Annotated in this window: 23 protein-coding genes and 1 pseudogene; 22 read left to right on the forward strand and 2 right to left on the reverse strand. The window is 40.3% G+C overall.

The window, feature by feature from the left end:
* Together proS and COV43_02980 are read left to right on the forward strand one after the other, a co-directional pair.
* A partial coding sequence (gene proS / locus COV43_02975) for a proline--tRNA ligase (GenBank protein PIR25963.1) occupies positions 1–1,096 on the forward strand: 1,096 nt, incomplete at its 5' end.
* A gap of 189 nt (positions 1,097–1,285) precedes the next feature.
* A complete protein-coding gene (locus tag COV43_02980) occupies positions 1,286–1,630 on the forward strand; it encodes a hypothetical protein (GenBank protein PIR25964.1) in 345 nt (114 codons plus the stop codon).
* Positions 1,631–1,730: 100 nt separating this feature from the next.
* On the opposite strand, the gene COV43_02985 is transcribed toward COV43_02980, so the two are convergent.
* Entirely contained in the window at positions 1,731–2,033 is a 303-nt protein-coding gene (locus COV43_02985) for a hypothetical protein (GenBank protein ID PIR25965.1), read from the reverse strand.
* Between the two features lie 173 nt (positions 2,034–2,206).
* Here COV43_02985 and lysS point away from each other — a divergent pair, with 173 nt between their 5' ends.
* The 18 genes and pseudogenes from lysS to rsmI all read left to right on the forward strand — a co-directional run bounded on the left by lysS (position 2,207) and on the right by rsmI (position 20,349).
* Positions 2,207–3,700 (forward strand): lysine--tRNA ligase, encoded by a 1,494-nt coding sequence (lysS, locus tag COV43_02990; protein ID PIR25966.1) that lies wholly within the window; start codon positions 2,207–2,209, stop codon positions 3,698–3,700.
* 3 nt (positions 3,701–3,703) lie between these two features.
* On the forward strand, positions 3,704–4,963 hold the full coding sequence (locus COV43_02995; GenBank protein ID PIR25967.1) for a hypothetical protein: 1,260 nt from the start codon (positions 3,704–3,706) through the stop codon (positions 4,961–4,963).
* Positions 4,956–6,197 carry a hypothetical protein gene (locus COV43_03000; GenBank protein ID PIR25968.1) on the forward strand — a complete coding sequence of 414 codons (1,242 nt, stop codon included), beginning with the start codon at positions 4,956–4,958 and terminating at the stop codon, positions 6,195–6,197. Before COV43_02995 ends, COV43_03000 begins: the two co-directional genes overlap by 8 nt.
* Positions 6,198–6,863 (forward strand): lipoprotein-releasing system ATP-binding protein LolD, encoded by a 666-nt coding sequence (locus tag COV43_03005; protein PIR25969.1) that lies wholly within the window; start codon positions 6,198–6,200, stop codon positions 6,861–6,863.
* Positions 6,864–6,876: 13 nt separating this feature from the next.
* A complete protein-coding gene (bamA, locus tag COV43_03010; GenBank protein ID PIR25970.1) occupies positions 6,877–9,183 on the forward strand; it encodes an outer membrane protein assembly factor BamA in 2,307 nt (768 codons plus the stop codon).
* A 41-nt stretch (positions 9,184–9,224) separates the two neighbouring features.
* Positions 9,225–9,740, forward strand: a complete 516-nt coding sequence (locus tag COV43_03015; GenBank protein ID PIR25971.1) for a hypothetical protein — start codon at positions 9,225–9,227, stop codon at positions 9,738–9,740.
* The gene (locus COV43_03020; GenBank protein PIR25972.1) at positions 9,628–10,296 is read left to right on the forward strand and encodes a hypothetical protein; all 669 of its coding nucleotides are present in this window, start codon (positions 9,628–9,630) and stop codon (positions 10,294–10,296) included. Before COV43_03015 ends, COV43_03020 begins: the two co-directional genes overlap by 113 nt.
* Positions 10,296–10,451, forward strand: a pseudogene (locus COV43_03025) (hypothetical protein). The gene COV43_03020 and the pseudogene COV43_03025 overlap by 1 nt, the downstream one beginning before the upstream one ends.
* Positions 10,452–10,958: 507 nt before the next feature.
* Positions 10,959–11,828: a YicC family protein gene (locus tag COV43_03030; GenBank protein ID PIR25973.1), complete on the forward strand. Its 870-nt coding sequence runs from the start codon at positions 10,959–10,961 to the stop codon at positions 11,826–11,828.
* Positions 11,829–11,834: 6 nt separating this feature from the next.
* The gene (locus tag COV43_03035; protein PIR25974.1) at positions 11,835–12,401 is read left to right on the forward strand and encodes a guanylate kinase; all 567 of its coding nucleotides are present in this window, start codon (positions 11,835–11,837) and stop codon (positions 12,399–12,401) included.
* A 127-nt stretch (positions 12,402–12,528) separates the two neighbouring features.
* The gene (locus tag COV43_03040) at positions 12,529–14,667 is read left to right on the forward strand and encodes a GTP pyrophosphokinase (GenBank protein PIR25975.1); all 2,139 of its coding nucleotides are present in this window, start codon (positions 12,529–12,531) and stop codon (positions 14,665–14,667) included.
* Positions 14,660–15,046 (forward strand): YraN family protein, encoded by a 387-nt coding sequence (locus COV43_03045; protein ID PIR25976.1) that lies wholly within the window; start codon positions 14,660–14,662, stop codon positions 15,044–15,046. The genes COV43_03040 and COV43_03045 overlap by 8 nt, the downstream gene beginning before the upstream one ends.
* 105 nt (positions 15,047–15,151) lie before the next feature.
* A complete protein-coding gene (locus tag COV43_03050; GenBank protein ID PIR25977.1) occupies positions 15,152–16,945 on the forward strand; it encodes an AMP-dependent synthetase in 1,794 nt (597 codons plus the stop codon).
* Complete coding sequence (locus tag COV43_03055) at positions 16,946–17,338, forward strand: hypothetical protein (protein PIR25978.1); 393 nt, start codon at positions 16,946–16,948, stop codon at positions 17,336–17,338.
* Entirely contained in the window at positions 17,339–17,686 is a 348-nt protein-coding gene (locus COV43_03060; GenBank protein PIR25979.1) for a hypothetical protein, read from the forward strand.
* Between the two features lie 10 nt (positions 17,687–17,696).
* A complete protein-coding gene (locus COV43_03065; protein ID PIR25980.1) occupies positions 17,697–18,017 on the forward strand; it encodes a sterol-binding protein in 321 nt (106 codons plus the stop codon).
* Between the two features lie 17 nt (positions 18,018–18,034).
* The gene (locus tag COV43_03070) at positions 18,035–19,657 is read left to right on the forward strand and encodes an NAD+ synthase (GenBank protein PIR25981.1); all 1,623 of its coding nucleotides are present in this window, start codon (positions 18,035–18,037) and stop codon (positions 19,655–19,657) included.
* Positions 19,658–19,677: 20 nt separating this feature from the next.
* Positions 19,678–20,349, forward strand: coding sequence for a 16S rRNA (cytidine(1402)-2'-O)-methyltransferase (rsmI, locus tag COV43_03075; protein PIR25982.1), 672 nt, complete (start codon positions 19,678–19,680; stop codon positions 20,347–20,349).
* 50 nt (positions 20,350–20,399) lie between these two features.
* Here the strand turns inward: rsmI and COV43_03080 are convergent, their stop codons facing one another.
* Positions 20,400–22,325, reverse strand: coding sequence for a molecular chaperone DnaK (locus tag COV43_03080; protein PIR25983.1), 1,926 nt, complete (start codon positions 22,323–22,325; stop codon positions 20,400–20,402).
* Positions 22,326–22,510: 185 nt separating this feature from the next.
* On the opposite strand from COV43_03080, the gene dnaJ reads away from it, so the two are divergent.
* A complete protein-coding gene (gene dnaJ, locus COV43_03085) occupies positions 22,511–23,578 on the forward strand; it encodes a molecular chaperone DnaJ (GenBank protein ID PIR25984.1) in 1,068 nt (355 codons plus the stop codon).
* A 65-nt stretch (positions 23,579–23,643) separates the two neighbouring features.
* Positions 23,644–24,210 (forward strand): hypothetical protein, encoded by a 567-nt coding sequence (locus tag COV43_03090; protein ID PIR25985.1) that lies wholly within the window; start codon positions 23,644–23,646, stop codon positions 24,208–24,210.
* Positions 24,211–24,212: the final 2 nt, after the last annotated feature.

The following is a 24,212-nucleotide window of genomic DNA, read 5'->3' on the forward strand; positions in this document are numbered from 1 at the left end:
TGGTGGAAGTAAATCTCACGAGTTTCAAGTTTTAGCAAGTTCAGGTGAAGATGCTATTCTTGCCTGCGACTCTTGTGAATATGCTGCCAATATCGAAAAAGCTGAAGTGAAAAAGCAAGAAGTGAAATCAGCCTCAAAAGAAAAGGGAAAATACAAAAAAATTGCAACTCCTGGAAAAGGAAGCATTGAAGAAGTAAGTGGCTTTCTGAAAAAATCTGCAAATGAGTTTGTGAAAACGCTTTTATTCGAAACTGACCAAGGACCCATTGCAGTGTTACTTCGCGGCGATCATGAACTAATGGAAGCAAAGCTTCAAGTGGCCACAGCTGCAAAGTGGTGTCATTTGGCCGAAGACAAAACGGTTCAAGAAATAACGAAGGCCAAAGCAGGTTTTTCAGGGCCGATTGGTTTAACGCTTCCCGTCTATGCTGATTATGCGGTTGAGAGCATGTCCAATTTTGTAGTGGGTGCAAATGAAACCGATATGCATTTCACAGAAGCAAACCTTTCAGACTTTGAAGTGAAAGGTTTTTTTGATCTTCGAGCTGCGCAAGAAGGAAATGCTTGTGCTCGTTGTGAAAAAGGAAAATATGAAATGCATCGTGGTATTGAAGTGGGACAAGTATTTTATTTGGGAACAAAATATTCTGAGTCGATGAACGCTGTATATCTTGATGAAAATCAAAAAAAACAATTTATAGAAATGGGCTGTTATGGAATTGGCATTGGCAGAACTGCAGCCGCTGCCATTGAGCAAAATCATGACGAGCGTGGCATTATTTGGCCAAAAGCCATCGCACCGTTTCAGTTTCACCTTATTTCACTCGCAGAGCCGGGGAGTAAAGCGCATGTCTTTGCGGAAGAACTTCATAAGCAACTTGAAGCAAAGGGGATGGAAGTCTTGTTTGATGAGCGCAAGGCGAGGGCAGGTGTGAAGTTTGCCGATGCTGATCTTATTGGCATTCCTTACCAAATTACCATTGGGGAAAAGGGCCTTGAGAAACAAATTGTGGAGTGTAAGGCCCGGCAAACTGGTGAAAAATCAGAGTTTTCTGTCCATGGTCTCCTCGATCATCTTCTTTCCCTGTATACCTAAAATGGAGCCCTTTAGAGGGTTCATATGGAGTATCAGCCCCCCATTTGGGGGGCTTTTTTGTTCCCAAACTGTGTGGCTTTCCCAAACTTTTCACCTCTAAAATCATTAAAAATCATAGAGTTATGTTGATTTTGTGCTTTGGCACTTGGAATGCATTTTATATCTCCATCACAGACACGGGGGTTACAGATGAAATACATTGAAGAGAAAAAACAGGAAGAGTTGGCAGCACCCATGATTTCAATTGTGCCAATGCAAAGTGACAAAATAAATGTCGAGCAATGCAAATTGCTTCTGGAGCTTCAATTGAAAATGGCCACCAGTTCAATTAATCACGAGTATGCTCGATTAGAGTTGGAAGAAAATAATTATTTTCCAAGGCACGAAGAATTGCTCGAATATATGGAAGACTGTCGTGCTGAATATATGGATGCTCGAGAAAAGCTAATGCGATTTGATCCAGATGCTGCTGAAGAGTTTGAACACGATTTGAAATTGCAAAAGCAGCAATCACTTTTAAATGTCAGTTCATAAATGAACATGATACAAAGAAATTATCCCTAACCCTCCTTTCTCAAGAAGGGGAACTGTCGAGAGACAGGTCCCCTTTTCTCGTTGTGGCATCCGTTTTTTCTTATTTTTTGTCTTCATTTTTTGCGATAACAGTGTTTGGTGGAATTTCAGAAAAGCGTATCGCTCCTTGAATGCGTACAGTGCATGATGATCCAGGCGCTGTGCCACTGGGGCATGCTCCCTCTACTAGCCGGTTCAAAGCCTGCGCAGCTTCCTGCCTTGAATCAGCTACAGCACAAACACCAGTGTGCGTGGTTGTCTCAATGGTATCAACACGATGTACTTTTCCTAAAACAAGTGGCGTTATTTTTGTTGTCTTTTGAATCAGATCAAAGACTTGGCAGGCGCGAATTTTTCCAGTCATATTTTTTTTCCTCACGGTATTATCGGCAGAACAGATAGCCGGATTGCTTCTCGAGAGTGAAAAAGAGACCTCAAAGAGGAGAGTGCTTAAAACCGTCATTTCCGTTGACTTTTAAGCTTGGTTTCACCAAAACTACCCGCAATTTTTAGCATTTTTCGCGTTAAGGGGACACTATGACAGAGAATGAAAACCAGTATATCGAACAACGACGGGAAAAACTGAGCCAATACCGTGAAAGTGGGACAAACCCTTTTCCAAATGGGATTCAGCCACAAGATTTGTCTCGAGAGATTTTTGAGCAATATGAACGCTGTTCTCGAGAAGAGCTGGAAGGGAAGACAGAAAGCTTTTCGCTTGCGGGCAGGATTATCGCTACCAGGTTGTTTGGAAAAGCTGGTTTTATGCGCATTAGAGATCGCAGTGGAGAGATTCAATTCTACACGAGCAAGCAAGATCTAAGCGATGCTGAATTTGCACTTTTTAAATCAGTTGAAGTTGGAGATTTTGTGTTTGTTTCAGGAAAATTATTTCGTACCAAAACGGATGAGCTGACGTTGCATGCATCAGAGCTGAAATTGGTTACAAAAACCATTCGTCCGCTTCCAGAAAAATGGCATGGACTCACGGATATCGAAACCCGGTATCGTCAGCGCTATGTTGATCTCATTGCAAATCAAGAAGTGAAAGCAACCTTTGTGGCGCGTTCAAAAATTGTTCAAGCCATCAGAAATTTTTTAACAGACCGCGATTTTTTAGAAGTGGAAACTCCTATGATGCATTCCATTCCTGGGGGAGCTGCTGCAAAACCTTTTGTAACCCATCACAACACATTGGACATGGAATTATTTTTAAGGATAGCGCCAGAGCTTTACTTGAAGCGACTTGTGGTTGGCGGTTTAGAGCGCGTATTTGAAATCAATCGAAACTTTAGAAATGAAGGCATTTCTATTCAGCATAATCCTGAATTTACAATGCTGGAATTTTATCAGGCCTATGCAACATTTGAAGATCTTATGAATCTCACCGAAGCTATGTTTGCACATGTAGTGAAAAGTGTGTGTGGAAGTGAAAAAGTGACATATCAAGATCAGGAAATTCAGTTTGGGTCACCGTTTAAGCGCTTAAGCATGGAAGATGCCATTGTAGAATTTGCAGGAATTGAACGTGAAGTTTTACATGAGAGAAAGAAAGCACTTACAGCACTTGAACAATTGGGTGGAAAACCAAAAGCTGAACATGAAGGGGTTGGAGCAATCATGGCAGAAATTTTTGAGTTAACGTGTGAAAGTAAATTGATTCAGCCAACGTTTATTACACATTTTCCAACTGAAGTTTCTCCACTCGCTCGTAGAAATGATTCAAACCCCGAAGTGACTGATCGTTTTGAGCTCTACATTTACGGAAGAGAAATTGCGAATGGTTTTTCAGAGTTGAATGACCCGGAAGATCAAGCTGCACGCTTTAAAGCGCAGGTAACAGCTCTTGAAGGTGGCAATGACGAGGCCATGCATTATGATAGCGATTATATTCGTGCGCTTGAATATGGTATGCCGCCAACTGCAGGTGAGGGAATTGGCATTGATCGCTTGGTGATGCTTTTAACCAATTCGCCTTCAATTCGTGATGTGATTCTTTTCCCACAGATGAAAAAAAGAGACGATGTATAGACGATGCTAAAAAGCAAGGAGAGAAGGCTTTTGCGAATGCTATCTTCATTTCGTTGGATTGCAACTCGCTTCTTTAAAGCAGAAGGGAACAAGAGAGTATTTATGCCTCTTAGTTTGATTTCTGTTTTTTGTGTTGCTGTAAGTATTTTTGCCCTTATTGTTACCTTCTCGGTGATGAAGGGATTTGACAAAGAACTCTCAAAACGTCTTATCGGTTTCAATTCACATTTACTTCTCTATGCTCCGCAAGGCGAGATGTTTTCGGCATCTCCAGCCTTTCTTGAAAAAAAAACTTTTGCTCAAAAAAATGAAATTGAACGCATTGTTTCGTATATTGAGGGTGAAGTTGTTGTGACGCATCAATTTGGAGCGGAAAATTATGTGCAAGGAGCTAAGTTAAGGGGAATTCATTCTTTGGAAGACCTTCCTTCGGATGCAAAATTTTTCAACACATCCATGACAAAAATAAATGCTGGAGAATTAATATTAGGTGATGAAATTGCAAAATCACTTTGGATTCATCCCGAATTTGAGAGTAAAGTTAAAGTGCTTGCGCCGCAGTCTGTTCTCTTACCCACTGGCGACCTAGGCCCTAATACAACTGAGTTTGCTGTTACCTCTCTTTTTCTCACGGGTATTTACAATTTTGATGGCAAGTATATTTTTTCTTCCTTTGAAGATGCGGTTTCCCTGTTAGGAGAGCAAAAACAACAAGTGTGGCAAATCTTTCTTCGTCAGGAAACGAAACTTGATGAGGTGACCAAATCGCTTCGGAACATTTTGCCTCACGGTTGGAACGTGAGTAATTGGAAGGAGCAAAATGAAAAATTAGTTTCTGCACTTCAGTTTGAACGAAAAATGATGTTGCTTGTTTTGAGCATGATGCTGATTATTTCTTCTTTTACAATTATTGGAGTGCAGACGCTTTCGGTGACAGAAAAAAGGCATGCAGCTGCATTGCTGAAAACGATTGGATTTCCCGATAAAAAAATTAAAGCACTTTTTTATTACAGAGGATTGAGTATTGGAGTTGTAAGTGTGCTTACTGCAGTGTTTTGTTCAACCGTAGTTTTAATCTTATTGCAAAAAATACACCTAGAACTTCCATCGTCTTACTATTTAGATTATCTTCCCAGTGAAATTAATATTATGGCCATAATTCTTTTTTCACTGTTTGGAATTTTATTATCTCTTTTTTCTTCTTATTATCCGGTAAAAAAAATCTTTGAAGTACATCCTTGTGAGGTGCTTCGTTATGAGTAAGACGATGTTCAGATCACTTCGCTTTGCTATAAAGTTTTTGGGGCTTTCTTCTTTGTCTCGTTCTTTGCGGCTTATGTTTTTTGTGACGAGCATAGGTATTTTTCTTGCGGTGTTTACCTTAGCTATAGCTCTTAGTCTTACAAATGGTTTTCATGATCACTACGAACAAACGCTTCAAAGTTTTAATGCTCATGTTTCCATACTAAGTCATCATGAAGAGGAAAGCGAAACACTTCACCAAGCATTAGAAGCAGTGAAATCAAAAACTCATTCCCCACATATTATTTCTGAGGAGCCATTTTTATATCGCGAAGCCATGTTGTTTACGAATCGCAAAATTAAAGGCGTTATTTTAAAAGGAATGACCTTAAGTGAGGAGACGAAAAAGAAGATCCATGTTCATCTCTTTTCTGATGCAGAAAAAAATGAAACGCAAAATAAAGAAGCCCTTCCAGAACTGATTCTTGGCTCGGGAATGGCAGTATACCTTGGTATTACCCAGCATTCCCCCGCAAGCCTTATGCTTCCTCAGAAAAGTGGAAAACAAAAATATGTTCAAGTAAATATAGTGGGTGTTTTTAGTTCTGGCATGTATGAATTTGATCAAGATTTTTCTCTTATTCGTCTCGATTCTCTGAGAAGTCTTTTTGCACTTTCAGAACATACCATTACTGGCGTTGAACTAAACCTTGATCATCCGAAACTTACGCAGAAAATAATTGATCGTTTAGATGCAGAACTTGGATACGATTACGATGCGATTCCGTGGAATGAGTTGAATAAAGATTTGTTTGCTGCACTCCAATTAGAAAAAAGAGTGATCAGCTTTATTGTGGGCTTACTTCTGCTTGTTTCAAGTATCAATTTGATGGTGATGTTGTACTTGCTCATTCGTTTTCGTCACCACGATCTTGCAGTTCTTTCTTCATTGGGAATGAGTAAGCGAAAGATACGAGACCTTGTTTTTACGCTTGGTATCAGCATTGGAGGCGGAGCAGCTTTTTGTGGTGTTCTCGCAGCTGCCGTCATGGTTTTTTTGCAAGAACATTTTGAACTTGTTCATCTTGATGCAGAAGTGTATTCGCTTCCACGTCTGCCACTTGACTTCTCATGGATGATGTGGGGAATTATAGTGCTTTTTTCAGTTTTGCTTGCCATAGTGAGTTCTCTTTTTGCACTTCGTTTTCAGACATCGCAACGCGTCGTAGAAAGCCTTGCCCGAGGAAAAATATAAATGAGTTTGCTTACCGTTTCTCATCTCAGAAAATCGTTTCATACTTCGGGTCAGGCACTTCAGGTTCTGAAGGAGATAAATCTTAATATCGAAGAAGGTGAGCTGCTTGGCATCTCTGGTGTCTCGGGCTCTGGGAAATCAACGCTTCTGCACATTTTGGGTGGCCTCGACAGCCCCAGCGCAGGTAATGTTTTTTTTGAGGGGCAAGATATTTATGCTCTTCCAGATACGCACTTGGCAAACATTCGAAATCATTCTATAGGCTTTGTGTTTCAGTTTTTTCATCTTCTGCCAGGATACACTGCGCTTGAAAATGTGATGCTTCCAGGAATGATAGCAGGGATGCAAGAAAATGAGGCAAAGCTAAGAGCCGAGGAGCTTTTGGTTGATATGTCACTCGCAGAAAGAATGCTGCATTATCCATCAGCTCTTTCCGGTGGAGAAAAACAACGAGTTGCAATTGCGAGATCGTTATTTATGAAGCCAAAGCTCTTGCTTGCAGACGAGCCCACAGGAAACTTAGATGAGGAAACCGGAAGTAGAGTGTGGGAAGAATTGTTAAAGATAAGAGAAAAACAAACTATTACGATGATCGTTGTAAGTCATAACAAAGAGCTGCTCAAAGATACTCGTTGTTATCATTTACATTCTGGTTGTTTATCATGAGGGCTCTATACTAATGAGGTTATTTCGTTCCCATATTTTGGGACTTTTTCTTTTTATTTTTCTCCAGTTTTTCTTGGGGTTTTTTTCATTTCTTCCTTCGGCGCGCGCTGTTGCCAACGTTATTACAACGGTGGAATTTGTTGGGTATGATCGCGTTCCTCTCGAATCCCTTCAAAGCATTATTGTTGCAAGGCCGGGTATTTACTACAGTGACTCTATTGTCGACCGCGATCTCAAAGCGCTCTACAAGTTAGGCCAATTCAATGACATTCAAGTTGAAAAAGTAAATCGAAACGATGGGGTGTTGATTCGTTATGTTTTAGTTGAGACATCCTTCGTCAAAGAAGTTCTTTTCAAAGGAAATAAAAAATTAAAAGACGAAGACTTGCAGGATGAAATCACGATAAAAACAAATAGGCCTTTAAGTGAAATTGCAGTGAATGAATCACTTGATATGATGAGAAAGGCGTATGCAAAAAAAGGATACTATCTCGCCAGTATAGATTATACTCTCGAAAAAGTTGATGAAAGAAATGTAAACCTTGTATTTCATATCCACGAAAATAAAGGGGTTGTCGTACGAAAAATCTTTTTTATAGGGAATACAGTTTTTTCTGATGATGAATTACGCTCGCTTATAAGAACACGTAAAAAAACTGCTTTTTCGTTTTTTACAGGTTCAGGAAAATATGAAAATGCAGAGCTTAATCTTGATAAAACGAGGCTAGCGTTTCATTATCTCAATCACGGCTATTTCAAAGTAAAAATCACACCACCAAAAGTAACTATTTCTAGAGATAAAAAATATATTTTTGTAACCTTCACGGTTGATGAAGGTCTGCAGTATCGTATTGGCTCTGTTGATATTGAAGGTGATATCTTAACCACCAAACAAGAGCTTTTAAAAAGCTTAGAGTTAAAAACGGGTGATATTTTTAAGCAAGAATTTCTCGAAAAAGATATATCGGCGCTTACTACTCGTTATGGTGATCAGGGATATGCTTTTGCAAACATCTACCCAAAAACAACAGCGGATGACGCAACAAAAACGGTTGATCTGATTTATTCAATTGAAAAGGGAAAGCCAATTACAATTGAAAAGATAAATATTTTTGGAAACACAACTACGCGTGATAAGGTTATTAGAAGAGAATTGAAAGTTGTAGAAAATTCAAGATACAGCGAGAGAGATATAAGCGAGAGTAAAAGAAAGTTGCAGCAACTTGGATTTTTTGAGGAAGTGAATTTTGCAACTCCTCGCGGAAGCACTGATGATACGGTTATCCTCAATGTTACTGTCAAGGAGCGGCCCACTGGTAGCTTCAATATCGGCGCTGGATTTTCATCAGTAGAAAATTTTATTTTCAATGCATCAGTTCAAAAACAAAACTTTTTAGGCTATGGTATTAGCAGTCAAATTGCACTCGAACTTTCTAAACGAAGACAGTTCTTTAATCTCTCTTTCGAAGATCCGTATTTTCTTGATACAAAATGGATTGCTGGAACTTCCTTTTATCGCAATGCATTTCTCTACAGCGATTTCAGAAGAACTTCTCTTGGAGGAAGTACAAGTTTGGGAAGAAGATTTTACGACAAGTGGAGTGCCAGTATAGCCTATTTGGTGGAAAGTGTTGATGTCTCTAGCTTTAGCTCAATTGTGCCTCAAGTTTTTCGCCTCAATTCAGACGGGCTTACTTCAAGTTTTAGTTTTACGCTTTCCAGAGATACAAGAAACGATAGAATCATTCCTTCGAAAGGAACGTTCAACACAGCAAGTACCGAAATATCAGGAAATAAGCTTGGCGGAGATAACGATTTTTTCCGTGTCAACTACAAGTCGATGTATTACCAACCCCTTGGAAAAGGAATTGTCTTTAAAGCGTTTGGGAAAATTGGCTATATTAACAGCCTTAACACCTCACAGGTACCATTGTTTGAGCGCTTTTTCACCGGCGGGCCAAACTCGCTTCGTGGCTATTTTCCACAATCCGTAGGGCCGTCCATTCGTGTCCCCAACTCGGCCACTGGCGGAGACACAGATTTCGTATACGGTGGCGACAAGCTCTTGCTTTTTGTAACGGAGCTTGAGTTGCCTTTGGCAAGAAGTGCAGGTATTTCACTGGTTGGTTTTTTTGATGCAGGGAATGCATTTGCCGAAGATCAAAATTATTCCTTTTCCAATCTTAAAAAAGATTATGGTTTTGGCTTTAGATGGAATTCACCCATGGGGCCGCTGCGGTTTGAATGGGGTTTTCCACTTGATCCGAAGCCAGGGGATGATAGTGTGGTGTTCAATTTTGCAATTGGTGATTTCTTTTAAGTATCTTGAAGCAAAAAGCTTCTCGTAAACAAGGAGATGGTATGATGAAGGTAAAAAGTTTATTATTGGTTCTTTGTATGGTTCTTTTTCTAGGGTCGACGGCCAGAGCAGAAAATTCTGCAAAAATTGGGTTTGTGGATTTCTATCGTGCTCTAAGCGAAGTAAATGAAGGAAAAAAAGTTTTGGCCCAACTTGAAAAAGAGGGAAAAGAAAAACAACAAAAAATGGAATTAAAGCAAAAGGATTTAGAAGCTGCAGGGAAAGATCTTGAAAAGCAGCGTCTCATTCTTTCACAAGATGCTTTTCTTAAAAAGCAAAGCGAAGTTCAGAAGAAATATATGGAATTCCAAAAAATGGGTGTAGAATTCGAGAATGAATTTTCAACTCGCAGAGCTGAACTTTCGAAACCTCTCGGCGATAAACTAAAAACAGTGATTGAAGAATATGGCCAAAAGGAAAAGTACACCGCCATTTTACCTAAAGAGACAATGCTCTATGGACCAAGCGGAACAGATATTACAGACACCATTATTGAACTCTACAATAAAAAGAAATAAGGCAGCCGTTATGTGGCGAATTGCTTTTTTCATTTTTTGTCTTTTGTTTTTAAGCACGCTTCCTCAGAAAAGTTTTTCTGCGGAAGCGTTTGCTTCTTTACGTGTTGCAATTGTAGATGTTGAAAATATTCTCAATACATCTCTTTATGGCGAGCAGGTAAAAGTTTTTTTAAACAAAGAATTTGGTGAGAGAAAAAATAAGCTAGATGACTTGGAAGTAACGCTCCAATCGCTCAAAGCGGATTTGGATGCAGAGACTCAAGAGCTTTCAGAACAAGCCGTGAATAAAAAACGGGAAAAGTATAGAAAGCTTTATCTTGAAGTGAATCAAAGATCAGTGATGATTCAACAGGAAATGAATGCGATGGAGACAAGGCTAACAGAAAAAGTGATGAGAAAAATTAAAGCCGAAATAAAAGCATTTGGCTTGAAGGAACATTTTGATCTTATTCTTGAAGAATCCGGCAGCCAAGTTCTTTTTGCAAAAGATGCGCGCAACATTACCGAAGAAGTTAAAACTCTCCTCGATAAAAAATTTAGGCAAGAGAGAAAATAATGCCACTTCCTGAAAAACTACTCGAGATTTTAGTTTGTCCTCAGTCAAAAGGACCACTAGAACAAAAAAAAGATGATGATGAACTTTTTTGTGAAACTTCAAAACTGAGATACCCAGTTCGAAATAATGTTCCCATTTTATTTATCGATCAAAGTGTTGGAGCTAGTGGCACATTGTCGAAGTCCAATCCTAAAGTAACCTTCAACGTGGTTTCTGGTCCTGATCTCGATTTAGTTTTATCGGTGGAATACAACACCTGCAAAGCTGTGTGCCGCGCGAGTTCAAATTCACAAAAAACAGCTGTTGTAAATTTAGATCTTACCCTTGCATTAGACCAAAATACAAAATCACTTATCCAAACCTACGTGCTTAAAAAGTTTAAACAAAAATCAAAAAAGAAATTGGGAAAAAAGGAAGAAGAAAATTATGGACATTTTAGACGTGCTCCAGATCTTCATCTCCACGATCCTGGACTTTCAAAATTGCACCTTATGATTTTTGTCGATTCGGAAGGCAGAACCGGAGTTCTTGACTTGGTAAGTAAAAACGGAACTTTTGTGAATGGAAAAGAAGTTGAATCCTGCTTTTTATCACCTGGAGATGTGCTCCAAATTTCTTCAACAAAACTTGTATTTGAAGGTTAGAAAATAAAGGAAGTAACAATGAAATCAATGACTGGCTATGGATCTGCAGATGGTACTGTTGGCAAAGGTGAATTGTATATTGAAATTAAAACGATCAATCACCGGTACCAAGAAATAGGCTTGAAAATTCCACCGCGCATGAGCAGCCTTGAAAAAAACTTGCGAAAAGAATTACAAAAATCGTTTTTGAGAGGAAAGATTGAATTATACATTCGAGAAAAGAAACCACTTTTTGGTGAAGCTACCTTTGCCATCAATGAAGAACTCCTTCACAATTTTCAAAAGACTTTCAAAAAATTAAGACAATCGCTTTCAAATTCCATTTCAAATGATTTTTTGCAGTATGTGGGAATTGAAAAATTCATTGCCGTTGAAGAGCGAAAGGGTTCTTACGAAAAACTTTCTTCACCCATTGTAGCTTTGTTAATAAGGGCGATAAAACAAGTTGAAAAAATGAGAGTGCAGGAAGGGAAAAATATTTCGCTGGATCAGAAAAAACGCCTGCAGCTTATTCGCTCGCATGTTAAAAAAATCCGCTTACGTTCACTGGCTACGCTTGAAGATCAAATGGATCGCATCAAAAAGAAGGTGTCGCAAGGCGGTGGTTATCTTGATGAAGAAAGGCTGCAAGCCGAGGCTCTTTACCTTGGCGGAAGGCAAGACGTTGCAGAAGAATTGACAAGGCTTGAAAGCCATTTGCAACAGTACTTAAAGCTGATTAACGAGAAAGCACCAGTGGGAAGACGCCTCGATTTTCTGTTGCAAGAAATGAATCGCGAAATAAATACCATTGGATCAAAATCATCGGATGCCCACATTTCAAATATTGTAGTTGAATCTAAATCCGAACTCGAACGCCTTCGAGAACAAGTCCAAAATATAGAGTAGAGAAGAATGGAAAAGAAAAAAGGAAAACTCTTCATTATTTCGGCTCCATCAGGAGCAGGAAAGTCAACGGTAATCAAACGCCTCTGCGCCGAAGTGCCATCTTTGTCACTATCCATTTCTTGCACCACGAGAAACATGAGGCCCGGTGAACAAGAAGGTGTTGACTACCATTTTGTTTCGGAAGAGGAGTTTGAGCGAAAGCGACAGAACGCAGAACTCTTGGAATGGGCAAAAGTTCATAATGCGTTTTATGGAACCCCAAAGCACGAACTCTTCCAACAACTTGACGCCGGGAAAAACCTCATCCTCGATATTGACGTTCAAGGTGGAAAACAGGTGAAAAAGCAATTTCCTGAAGCAATCAGCATTTTTATTTCACCACCCAGCATCGAAGCCCTTAAAGTTCGTCTGGCCATGCGTGGGACCGATTCTCCAGAGCAAGTGGACCTTCGCCTCCAAAATGCCCTCAAAGAGATGAAATACCAAAACCACTACGATTATACCTTTGTGAATGATGAGTTAGAGCAAACTATTTTGGCCATCAGACGCCTTATAACAAGCACAATCTCTTAATAACTTGAAAAATAAGCGTTTTTTCGCTATACATTCCTAACAGCTTGTTATCATTTTTGTTTTAGCTTTTTGAATTCTTTGATAGAATAACAGTTCAAGCTCAGAGCAGCTTTTTAGGTGAAAAGATATGGTTCAACTTATTGATATTATTGATGCCATTAGGGTTTACAACCCTGGCGCGGACGTGGAGCCCGTAAAAAAGGCCTACGCTTACGCCGAAAAAGTGCATCAAGGCCAGATCAGAAGGTCTGGAGAGCCATACCTGCATCATCCCCTTGAAGTGGCCCTTATTTTGTGTGGCCTACACATGGATATTCCCTCCATTGTAGCGGGAATATTGCACGACACGGTTGAAGATACGGTTGCAACCTTAGAAGAAATCGAAAGTTTGTTTGGGACAGAAGTAAGACTGCTTGTGGATGGTGTGACAAAACTTTCACAAATTCGTTTTCGGACTACCGAGGAAAAACAGGCAGAAAATTTTCGAAAGATGATTATGGCGATGGCACAAGATATCCGTGTCATCATGATAAAAGTTTCAGATCGTCTGCATAACATGCGCACCTTGTTTCACCTTCCCGAACATAAGCAAGTTATTATCGCCAGAGAAACGTTGGATATTTATGCCCCCATTTCCAATCGACTTGGTTTGCAGCAAATAAAAATGGAATTGGAAGATTTGTGCCTAAGGTATTTAAAGCCAAATGTGTTTCACCTCATCAATACAAAACTTGAACAACGCCAAACAGAACGACAAGGCGAAATTGATGAAATAAAAAATGTGATCCTCTCAAAGCTGCATGAACACAACATCAACGGAAAGCTCTATGGCAGAATGAAGCATGTGTACAGCGTTCATCGAAAAATGGAAAAGCAACATATTCCATTTGATGAAGTGCATGACATTGTGGGCTTTAGAGTTATTGTTGAAAATATTCAGCAGTGTTACGAAGCGCTTGGTATCATCCACTCTATGTGGCGCCCCGTTCCGGGAAGATTCAAAGATTACATCGCGATGCCGAAGGCAAATCATTATCAGTCACTGCATACAACCGTTATTTGCTTGCATGGTGAGCGTGTGGAATTTCAAATTCGCACAAAAGAAATGCATGATATTGCCGAGCATGGAATCGCGGCACATTGGCAGTACAAAGAAGGTAAGCTTGTTAATGACAAAGATGAAATGAAGTTTAAGTGGATTCGTAGACTTCTTCAGTGGCAACGTGAACTTTCGGATCCAACAGAATTTCTTGATACAGTAAAACTAGATCTTTTTGCAGACGATGTTTATGTTTTTACGCCAAAAGGGGAATTGCGCGAGTTTCCAAATGGCTCAACTCCAGTTGATTTTTCCTATTCCGTTCATACCAATTTGGGAAACTCAACCATTGGCGCAAAAGTGAATGGAAAAATTGTGCCTCTTCGCTATAAGTTGAAAAGTGGAGATACGGTTGAAATCATAAAACAGAAACAACAAAGACCAAACAAAGATTGGTTACAGTTTGTAAAAACAAGTCGAGCAAAAGCAAAGATAAGACAATTTTTGCGAAGTGAAGAACATGATCAAAGTGCTGCTATTGGAAAAAATCTTTTGGAAAAAGCTGCTGAGAGAACACATCTTTCCCTTTCCGATATTCTGAGCAGTGATGCCGTAGAAAAATTTGCAAAAGAATCTTCTTACGACAGCGTTGAAAAATTATTGGTTCCCATTGGATATGGAAAAATCTCAGCCCAACAAATTGTAAATCTTGTTTTAACAGAAAGAGGAGCAGAGACAAAATCACCAGAAGAAATTTCTGTAAAAAGACCTCAAAAACCAAGCTCACGCGAACCGATAAAAGTGTGTGGAATGAGTAATATGTTGGTGAGTTTTGGAAAATGCTGCAATCCCATCGCTGGAGATTCTATCTTGGGATATATCACAAGAGGGCGCGGCGTTTCTATTCATCGTTCCGACTGTCCGCGAATTATTGGGCTCGATCCCGAACGCACCATTGAAGCTGAATGGGATACAAGTGTAGAATCTAAGCGTGTTGCAAAAATTAAAGTGGTTTGCTTGAACAAACCAGGTTTACTTGCTGGCATGACAGATGCCATTACAAAGCAAGGAGCAAACATTGCGGCGGCAAGTATCAAAACAAGTGATGATAATACCGCAACCAATTACTTTGATGTTGAAATTAAAGATACAGCGCAATTGCGTTTTGTGATGAAAGCGCTTGAGAGAATTAGCGGTATTATTTCTGTGGAGAGAAGCAATGGTTGAGTCTTCGTTTAAGCGATTAGAAAAACAAGAGCGAGGAAAAGCAGGCGAAGACTTAGCTTGCCGCTATCTGAAAAAAAATGGATTCAGTATTCGAGAAAGAAATTTTTCATCTCCATATGGAGAGATTGATATTGTAGCACTCAACAAGAATGAAGTGTATTTTGTTGAAGTGAAAATGAGATCCGAAGGTTCTGTTGAATCATCTCTGGAAGCCGTTACCGTTCAAAAACAGAAAAAAATCCGAAAAACCGCAGAGTGGTATTTGTGCCGCAAAGAGAACGAAAAGCTTAGTGAGTATCCTTGCTCTTTTGCCGTAATTGCTATAGACACGAGCGGAAATAATACTTCAGTTGAATGTATTTTAGACGCTTTTGAATGATCAAAAACTTGGGAGCTTGCTTCCGAGTTTTATCCAGGGAAATCTGAAGAACGATTTTTCGGCCCCAAGGGGCCCTAGTTTTAACTGCTGGACTCGGATAAACTTATGAACCAAAATAATAAACCTTCTCACATTTTCGATCTACTCCAACAAAACGTAGAGCGCTACGCTCAAGAAACCTGCATCTTTCATAAAAATCTCGAAACAAAAAAGTGGTTGTCGCTTACATGGAAAGAACTTTGGGAAAAAGTGCTTGTCCTATCGCGAGGGCTAATTGCACTTGGTCTTATGCCTGGTGACAAAGTAGCCATCTTTTCACCAACCTGTTACGAGTGGACTCTTGCAGATCTTGCTATCCTTGCTGCTGGCGGTGTTACCGTTCCCATTTATCCATCTCTCACTTCAGAACAAATTAAATACATTTGCGAAGATTCAAAAGTAAGCATCATTTTTGCTGCAGGAAAAAAAGAATTAAAACTTTTGCCCAAAACGACACACATGAAATACATTCGTTTTGATCGAGATGGTTTTTTTGAGGCGTCCCATTATCTTGATCACATTGAACGCCTTTCCGAAACTATTCCGCTGGAGCAAATCTCTTCCAGAATTGCAGCTCTCAAATCAAGCGACGATGCTACCTATGTTTACACCAGTGGAACAACTGGAAATCAAAAAGGTGTTGTGCTTACTCACGGAAATATTCTTGCCGAAGTTGAAGCCACAAAAGAAATTATGAATTTTGGGCCAAACGACATAGGTCTGCTCAGCTTGCCTCTTCCTCATGTTTTTGCCAGGGCATCTCAATTTTATCAACTCTGTGTGGGTGCCAAGACAGCGTATGCTGAAAGCTTGGAAATGCTGGCGCTTAATTTTCGAGAAGTCAAACCACACTTTACGTGCGTTGTTCCTCGCATGCTCGAAAAAATTTACGAAAGAGTTAATGGCCAAGTGAACAAGAAAGCGCTTTGGAGAAGAAATGCATTTCATGCGGCCGTTGAAGTTGCAAAAGAATATACACAGCAAAAACAATTTCATCGACCCATTTCGTTTAAGCTAAAAAGTAAAAAAGCTCTCGCCGATTTTTTTGTGTTTCGTCAACTCAGGTCTTTGCTTGGCGGAAATATCAACACGTTTATAAGCGGTGGAGCGCCACTTGCAAAAGAACTTTCACTTTTTTTCACGGCAGCAGGTATTACCGTGCTTGAGGGATATGGCCTCACAGAAACGTTTGCCGCGGTGACGGTAAACAGAGCTGACGATTACCGTTTTGGTACAGTAGGAAAGCCAATGAAGGGCGCAAGTTTAAAAATTGCTGAGGATGGAGAAATTCTCATTAAAGGCCCGATGGTATTTTCACGCTATTTGCATTTAGAAAAAGAAACGAAAGAAGCTTTTACAGACGGATGGTTTAAATCTGGCGATATTGGTGAACTCACCAAAGATGGATTTCTCAAAATCACCGGAAGAAAAAAAGAACTCATTGTAACATCGGGTGGGAAAAAAATTGCACCTCAAAGAGTTGAAGAAGCGCTCACCACAAGCAAGTATATCGAAATGGCCATGGTCTACGGTGATGATCACAACTATCTTGTAGCCTTGCTTTCGTTGTGTCACGACGAAATTGTAAATTATGCTGGAAGGCATCACATTGTTTGGCGAGAATACAAAGATCTCATTCACAATCCAGAAATACAGCACCTTATTCAGAGTGAAGTTGAAAAAGCAAATAGTACACTTGCCCACTTTGAAACTATCAAACGATACGAAATCTTGGGCCACGTTTTTTCTGTTGAAAGCGGCGATCTTACTCCAACGATGAAGATGAAAAGATATAAAATTATTTCAAAGTACAAACATATTTTGGAAGCGCTATACGAAGAACAAAAAAGGGGGGCTTAGATGAAATCAGCTCATAATACAGGGTCAGGTCTTGCGCCAAACATTGCATGCATGTTGTGTTACCTCAATTTCCCACTTACATGTGTTTTTCCAATCTTGAGTGGAATTTTTCTTTTCATCGAACGTGAAGATAAAGATATTCGCTTTCATGCTTGGCAGTCCACTTTGCTGAGTTCTGGATTTTTGGTTCTTCTCATTGTGCTGAAAATTCTTGCTGCCATTATGGGTGCCATTGCCAGTGTGTTGGGTGTCTTGGTTGGTTTCTTCATTCCCTTTGTTTTGCTTGCGGCGCTTGGAGTTTGGGTTGTTTGTTTGCTGAAGGCTTATCAAGGCCAGCGTTGGCGTCTTCCTATTATTGGTGATATTGCAGCAAAGCAGGTTGGGCTGGACTAAATGCTTCCGAGAAAGTGGATCCTCTTTTTTATTACGCCTCTTGGTGTGCATTTTCTTCTGTCTTGCTTCGTTCCAGCATATTCACTTTGCCTTTTGCATCAGTATGCTCATGTAAGCTGTCCAGCATGTAATATGACAAGTGCCCTTATCCTGTTGATAACAGGGCGTTTCCGGGAAAGTGCTGTTGCAAATCCCTTTTTAGTGCCAGTGCTTCTTTTTCTCTTTTTTGCTTTTATTGTAGCCATTTTTAAATTACGGGTTCCGCATTGGATTCAGTTTGTTCTTCTCTTTGTTCTTCTTGTGCCATTTTTGGTAACTTGGGGAGGAAAGATTTTCGTTGTTTTTTAGAGGAGGAAGTATGGATGTAAAAACATTTCTAGAAGAAAAAGTGTTAACGAAACTGAACGAAAATCCAGATTTGATTGAAACCATTTCAGCACCAGTTGCTCTCAAATTAGATGATGATGCTCAAATGTGGATTGTAGATTGCACTCGTCATCCAGCAACTCTTGTGCAAGGCGATGCTGTAAATGCTGTTGCCACCATCCTTATGGATACCGCAACGTTTGAATCGTTGGCAGCAGGATCACTTGATCCACAAATGGCATTTATGATGGGCAAGGTAAAAGTGGATGGTGATTTGGGAAAAGCCATTAAATTTGGAGCTGTCCTTACCTAAGTGTAAAGTAAAGAAATATGAAAATTGCATTAGGCCAAATAAATACAACCGTTGCTGATTTTTCTGGAAACAAAGCGAAGATAATCAGCTGCATTCGCAAAGCGGAAAAGGAAAAAGTAGATCTTCTTCTTTTCCCTGAGCTTTGTGTTTGCGGTTATCCACCAAGAGATCTTTTGGAAAGAGAATCCTTTCTTCACAAATGTTATGAAGTGATAGAAGAGTTGAAGCAACTTAAGTCCGACGTTGCGCTTCTTATTGGCGCGCCGGAAAAAAATACATCTTTCAAAGGAAGACATCTTTTTAATAGCGCTTTTCTGCTTCATCGCGGCGAGCAACTTTTTGTGCAGCGCAAATCTTTGTTGCCTTCATATGATGTGTTTGATGAAACAAGACATTTCGAAACAGCAGATTCGCTTCATTCGTTTCAGTTTAAAGGGAAAAAAATTCTCATCACCGTTTGCGAAGATATCTGGGGCGATCTCGAAGAGAATGGAAGAAAGCTTTATGCACGCGATCCTTTGGCTGCGTTTGTTTCGGATAAGCACGACTATATTGTAAATATTTCAGCGTCTCCATTTTATGCTGAAAAGTATGAACTCAGAGAAAAAATTTTACGCAACTTTGCAAAAAAAATGAAAACGCCGCTTGTCTATTGCAATCTTGTGGGTGGAAACGACGAAATTATTTTCGATGGCCGCAGTCTTGTTTTAAATGAAGAGGGAAAGGTGCTAGCACAGGCAAAAGCATTTGAAGAAGATTTTCTTGTGTACGATTTTTCTTCTTCGCAACCCAGTAAACAAAACTCTCTTTCTGAAACAGAAGAATTATATTTAGCCCTTAAGCTTGGCTTGCATGATTATGCTGCCAAAAGCAATTTTACTTCTGCAGTGCTTGGACTTTCAGGCGGAATCGATTCTGCTGTTGTGGCTTGTTTTGCAGCGGAGGTATTTGGGCCTCAAAATGTCACCGCCTATCTTTTGCCATCTCCGTATACGTTGCAGCAAAGCATTGATGATGCACACTTTCTGGCTGATGCCCTGAAAATAAAAACGAAAACAATTCGCATTGATGAAGTCTATGCTTCATACAGAAAATCACTTCACAGCGAACATGAAATAACACTTGTGGAGGAAAATCTTCAGGCAAGAATTCGTGGCAATATTTTAATGGCGCATTCAAACAAAACAGGTGATCTATTACTTTCCACTGGAAATAAATCTGAGTTGTCCGTTGGGTATTGCACCTTGTATGGTGATATGGCTGGCGGCTTGGCTGTGATTTCTGATGTGCCCAAAATGAAAGTCTATGAACTCGCGCAGCATTTTAATCGCAAACAAAATCTTATCCCACTATCCACCATAGAACGCCCGCCTAGTGCAGAGTTGCGGCCAGATCAAAAGGATGTGGATTCGCTTCCTCCGTATGAAGTATTGGATAAAATCCTTAAACTTTATATTGAAGAAAAAAAATCAGCTGAAGATATTCTTTCACTTGGATTTTCCGGCGAAGTGGTGAAAAAAGTTTTAACCCTCGTTGACAAAAATGAATACAAAAGAAGACAAGCCGCTCCTGGTTTAAAAGTTACTTCTAAGGCTTTTGGAATTGGAAGGCGCATTCCCATTGTTTGGAAATCATTCTAGGGATTAATCGAAAGAATAAAATGAGTGGAATTTTATACATTGTTGCAACCCCCATCGGAAACCTTGAAGACATCACGCTTCGCGCTCTTCGTGTTTTGAAAGAAGTTGATTTGATTGCAGCCGAAGATACACGGCAAACAAAAAAACTCTTAACACACTTTGCTATTTCCACTTCTCTCACCAGCTATTTTCAAGGGAACGAAAGAGGAAAGTTGGAAACTCTTGTTTCGGCGTTGGAAGAAGGAAAAAATATTGCGCTTGTCTCTGATGCAGGCACACCAGGTATTTCCGATCCAGGTTATCCGCTGATTCGTGAGGCGGTTTTCCGAGGGATAAAAGTTGAAGTTATTCCAGGTCCATGTGCAGCCATTTCAGCTCTTGTTGGAAGCGGGCTTCCCACCGATCGTTTTAGCTTCATCGGATTTTTGCCCGATAAACCTGGTAAACGTAAAAAAGTTTTAGAAGAACTTAAATCGTTTGAGCACACGCTGATTTTTTATGTCTCAAAATGGAAAATAGAAAAAACACTTCAAGATTGTTGTGAAGTATTTGGCAATAAACCTGCGGTGCTTGCAAGGGAACTCACAAAACTACACGAAGAATCACTCCGAGCTTCACTTGAAGAGCTGGCGGAAATCTGCTCACAAAGAGAACTAAAGGGCGAACTAGTTTTGCTCATTGGGAATGCATAAAAAAAGCCCCGCCAAATTGGAGGGGCTTTTCTGTTTGAGGTTTTAATTTCTTAGTGTGCAGCTTTTGCGTCTTTGTTGTCGTCGCCTTCAGTAAACTCGGCATCAACCACATTTTCATCTTGTTTTGCTTCGGCCTTCGCTTCACCGTCTCCTGCTTCAGCTTTGGCAGCATCTGCAGTTGCCTTGTACATGTGCTCGGCGAGTTTGTGTGAAGCTTGTGTGAGTTCTTCGCTTGAACTTTTAATTTCATCTATATTTTTTGACTCAATTGCTTTTTTTGTCTTTTCAAGGGCAGCTTCAACATTTTTAATGTCATCAGCAGAAAGTTTGTCTTTGTTTTCTTTCAGTGTTTTTTCTACCGAATGCACAAGCATGTCAGCTTGGTTTCTGGTTTCAACTTCTTCTTTTCTTTTTTTGTCTTCCGCTTCATGAGATTTTGCATCTTTTACCATTTTCTCAATTTCATCTTTAGAAAGACCAGTTCCAGATGATGAGGTAATGACAATTTTTTGTTCTTTTTGTGTTGCAAGATCTTTTGCGGAAACATTTACAATTCCGTTTGCATCAATATCAAAGGTTACCTCAATTTGTGGAACACCTTTTGGTGCAGATGGAATTCCTTCAAGGTTGAAGCGACCAAGTGTTCTGTTGTCAGCAGCCATTGCACGCTCACCTTGGAGCACGTGAATTTCAACGGAAGTTTGACTGTCGGCAGCCGTTGAAAAAACCTGGCTCTTACGAGTTGGAATGGTGGTATTGCGTTCGATGAGTGCAGTTGAAACTCCACCAAGGGTTTCAATACCAAGCGAAAGGGGAGTAACATCAAGAAGTAGCATGTCTTTTACATCACCAGCCAGCACACCCGCTTGTACAGCGGCTCCGGCGGCAACAACTTCATCTGGATTCACACCTTTATGAGGCTCTTTCCCGAAAAAGTTTTTCACAAGTTCTTGCACTTTTGGAATGCGAGTTGAGCCACCCACAAGAATCACTTCGTGAATTTCTGAAGCTTTTTTTCCTGCATCTTTCAGTGCTAACTCACAAGGTTTTAAGGTTTTATTCATGAGATCACCTACAAGTGCTTCAAATTTTGCACGAGTAAGTTTGATGTTCATGTGTTTTGGGCCAGATTGATCTGCAGTTAAGAAGGGAAGATTCACGTCTGTTTCCATGGTTGAACTCAATTCAATTTTTGCTTTTTCAGCAGCTTCTTTCAAACGCTGAAGCACCATTTTGTCTTTGGAAACATCGATGCCCTGATCTTTTTTGAATTCGTTGATGAGGTATTGAATGAGTTCTTCGTCGATGTTATCGCCGCCAAGATGGGTGTCACCATTTGTAGAAACTACTTCAACAACGTTCTCACCAATTTCAAGAATTGAAATATCAAACGTACCACCACCAAAATCGAAAACGGCAATGGTATGGTCTTTGTCTTTATCCAGCCCATAAGCAAGTGCTGCAGCGGTAGGTTCATTTACAATGCGTTTTACATCGAGGCCGGCAATTTTCCCAGCATCTTTGGTGGCTTGACGTTGGCTGTCGTTGAAGTAAGCAGGAACGGTGATAACCGCTTCTTTAACTTCTTCACCAAGATAGTTTTCGGCAGCGCGTTTCAATTTTCTTAAAATGTGAGCTGAAATTTCGGGAGGAGAAAGTTCTTTGTCTCCCACTTTGATTCTAGCGTCGCCATTTGCACCAGCAACAACATGATATGGCATTTTTTCAGCTTCCGTTTTTACTTCGGCATATTTATCGCCCATAAAACGCTTCACGGAAAAAATCGTTTTTTCTGGATTTGTAATAGACTGACGTTTTGCAGCTTGGCCCACGATGATCTCATCATCCTTAAACGCAACAACGGAGGGCGTTGTACGAGCACCTTCTTCGTTTGTGATAATTTTAGGTTCTCCACCTTCCATGATGGCTACTACCGAATTGGTGGTTCCAAGATCGATTCCAATGATTTTTCCCATTCTCTACTCCTTCAGTTTAGAAATGAACGTTATAAATGTAAGGCGAAGATGGGGGCTCAGTCTTCAGAGTCAAGCTAGCAAATTGATTTTTTTCACCTTTTTTGATTTTCCGAGCAATATCTTGACTTTAGAAGCAGAATCTCCAATTTAAGGGCTCATTTTTTCAGGATTATCAAGGAGTAAGGATGTCAAAACGCTGTTATTACGAGGTATTGTGCATAGAGAAAACAGCCTCTGCGGCGCAAATTAAAGCCGCCTACCGGAAGCTTGCGCTTCAGCATCACCCAGACCGCAATCAAGACGATGCTACTGCAGAAGAGCGTTTCAAAGAAGCAAGTGAGGCCTATGAGGTGCTCTCGGATCAGCAAAAACGCCAGATCTACGACACCTACGGACACCAAGGTCTTTCTGGTCAGGGGTTTCAGGGTTTTTCAGGAATGAACGTGGAAGATATTTTTTCTTCCTTCGGAGATATTTTCGAAGACTTTTTTGGAATGGGTGGCGGCCGTGGTCGCGGACGTTCATCAGCAGGGCAAGCTGGAAATAATTTGCGTTACGATATGGAGATTAGCCTCAAAGAAGCTTACTACGGTTTGGAAAGAGAAATCGAAGTCAGCACGTTAAAGGCTTGTGCCGATTGTGAAGGTTTGGGGCGTGAAGCGGGCTCTTCGCTGAAAACCTGTGCTCATTGTGGTGGCTCTGGCGCAGTGACGCAACGCCAAGGTTTTTTTGTCGTGCAAGTAGCGTGTCCCATTTGTCGTGGTCAAGGGCAGATGATTGAAAAACCATGCAAAACTTGTCACGGCCAAGGAAGAACGCAGCAAAAGAAAAAACTTCAGGTCAAAATTCCCGCCGGAGTTGATACTGGCATGAGGCTTGTGTTGCGTGGTGAAGGTGAAGCTGGCATCGCCGGTGGTGCGGCCGGAGATTTATATGTGTTTGTGCAGGTGAAAGCAGATAAGCACTACGAACGAAACGCAACTGACCTCATCAGTCAAGTTGACATTACTTTTTCGCAAGCGGCTTTGGGCGATAAAATTGAAGTGAACACTTTTGATGAAAGCCACACTATCAACATTCCAGCAGGAACGCAGTCGCATGACGAATACAGAATGAAAAAGATGGGATTCCCTGATGTTCATCATCACAAACGTGGAGATCATCTTGTTTATTTTCGTGTGAAAACACCAACAAAACTTTCGAAAAAGCAACGTGAACTGTTTGAAGTGTTGGCAAAAGAAGAAAAAAAATAATTGTGCGTTTTACATTTTTGTTTCAAAAGGGTAGCTGTCTTAGTTCAACTTTTTAAAGAGGGCTTATGCTACGAATATTTCCTTTATGTTTTGTTCTTTTTCTTTCACTCATTTTTTCCCCTTCAGGTTTTGCAAAATCATATTCTTCACATCTTAATAGTGTAAGCAGAGACGGAAAAATCTACAACTTTGAAGCTTGGGATGCAGATCTTATTTGGAATGCTAGTTTTTTTTCGGATGCTTTTCGAAATGCGCAAGCCCAGAAACATGCAAAAATAAAGTATCTCAACCCAACAGAAAAAGCGCACTGGTTTGCCGAACAAAACAAACTCCAATCTGAATACTGGGATTTTTTTGTGAGCGTTTATACCAAAAAAGCTTACAAGCAAATCAGTGAAGGGAAAAATACGTTTTGGGAATTTGTGCTGCTCACCGAAAACGGCGACAAGATCGCGCCGCTGAGTGTAGAGATGATTCCGCTCAGTCCTTACTACAAAGTGCTATATCCCTACATCGACAGATGGTCTATGTTGTATCTCATTCGTTTTCCAAAAGTTGAACTTGGAAAATCCTTTAGCCTTACTTCCCGCAGTGTCATTGGAAAATCTTCGTTGAAGTGGAAAGTGAAGTAGCA

It is taken from the genome of Deltaproteobacteria bacterium CG11_big_fil_rev_8_21_14_0_20_42_23 (assembly GCA_002796345.1).
GTDB lineage: Bacteria > UBA10199 > UBA10199 > 2-02-FULL-44-16 > 2-02-FULL-44-16 > 1-14-0-20-42-23.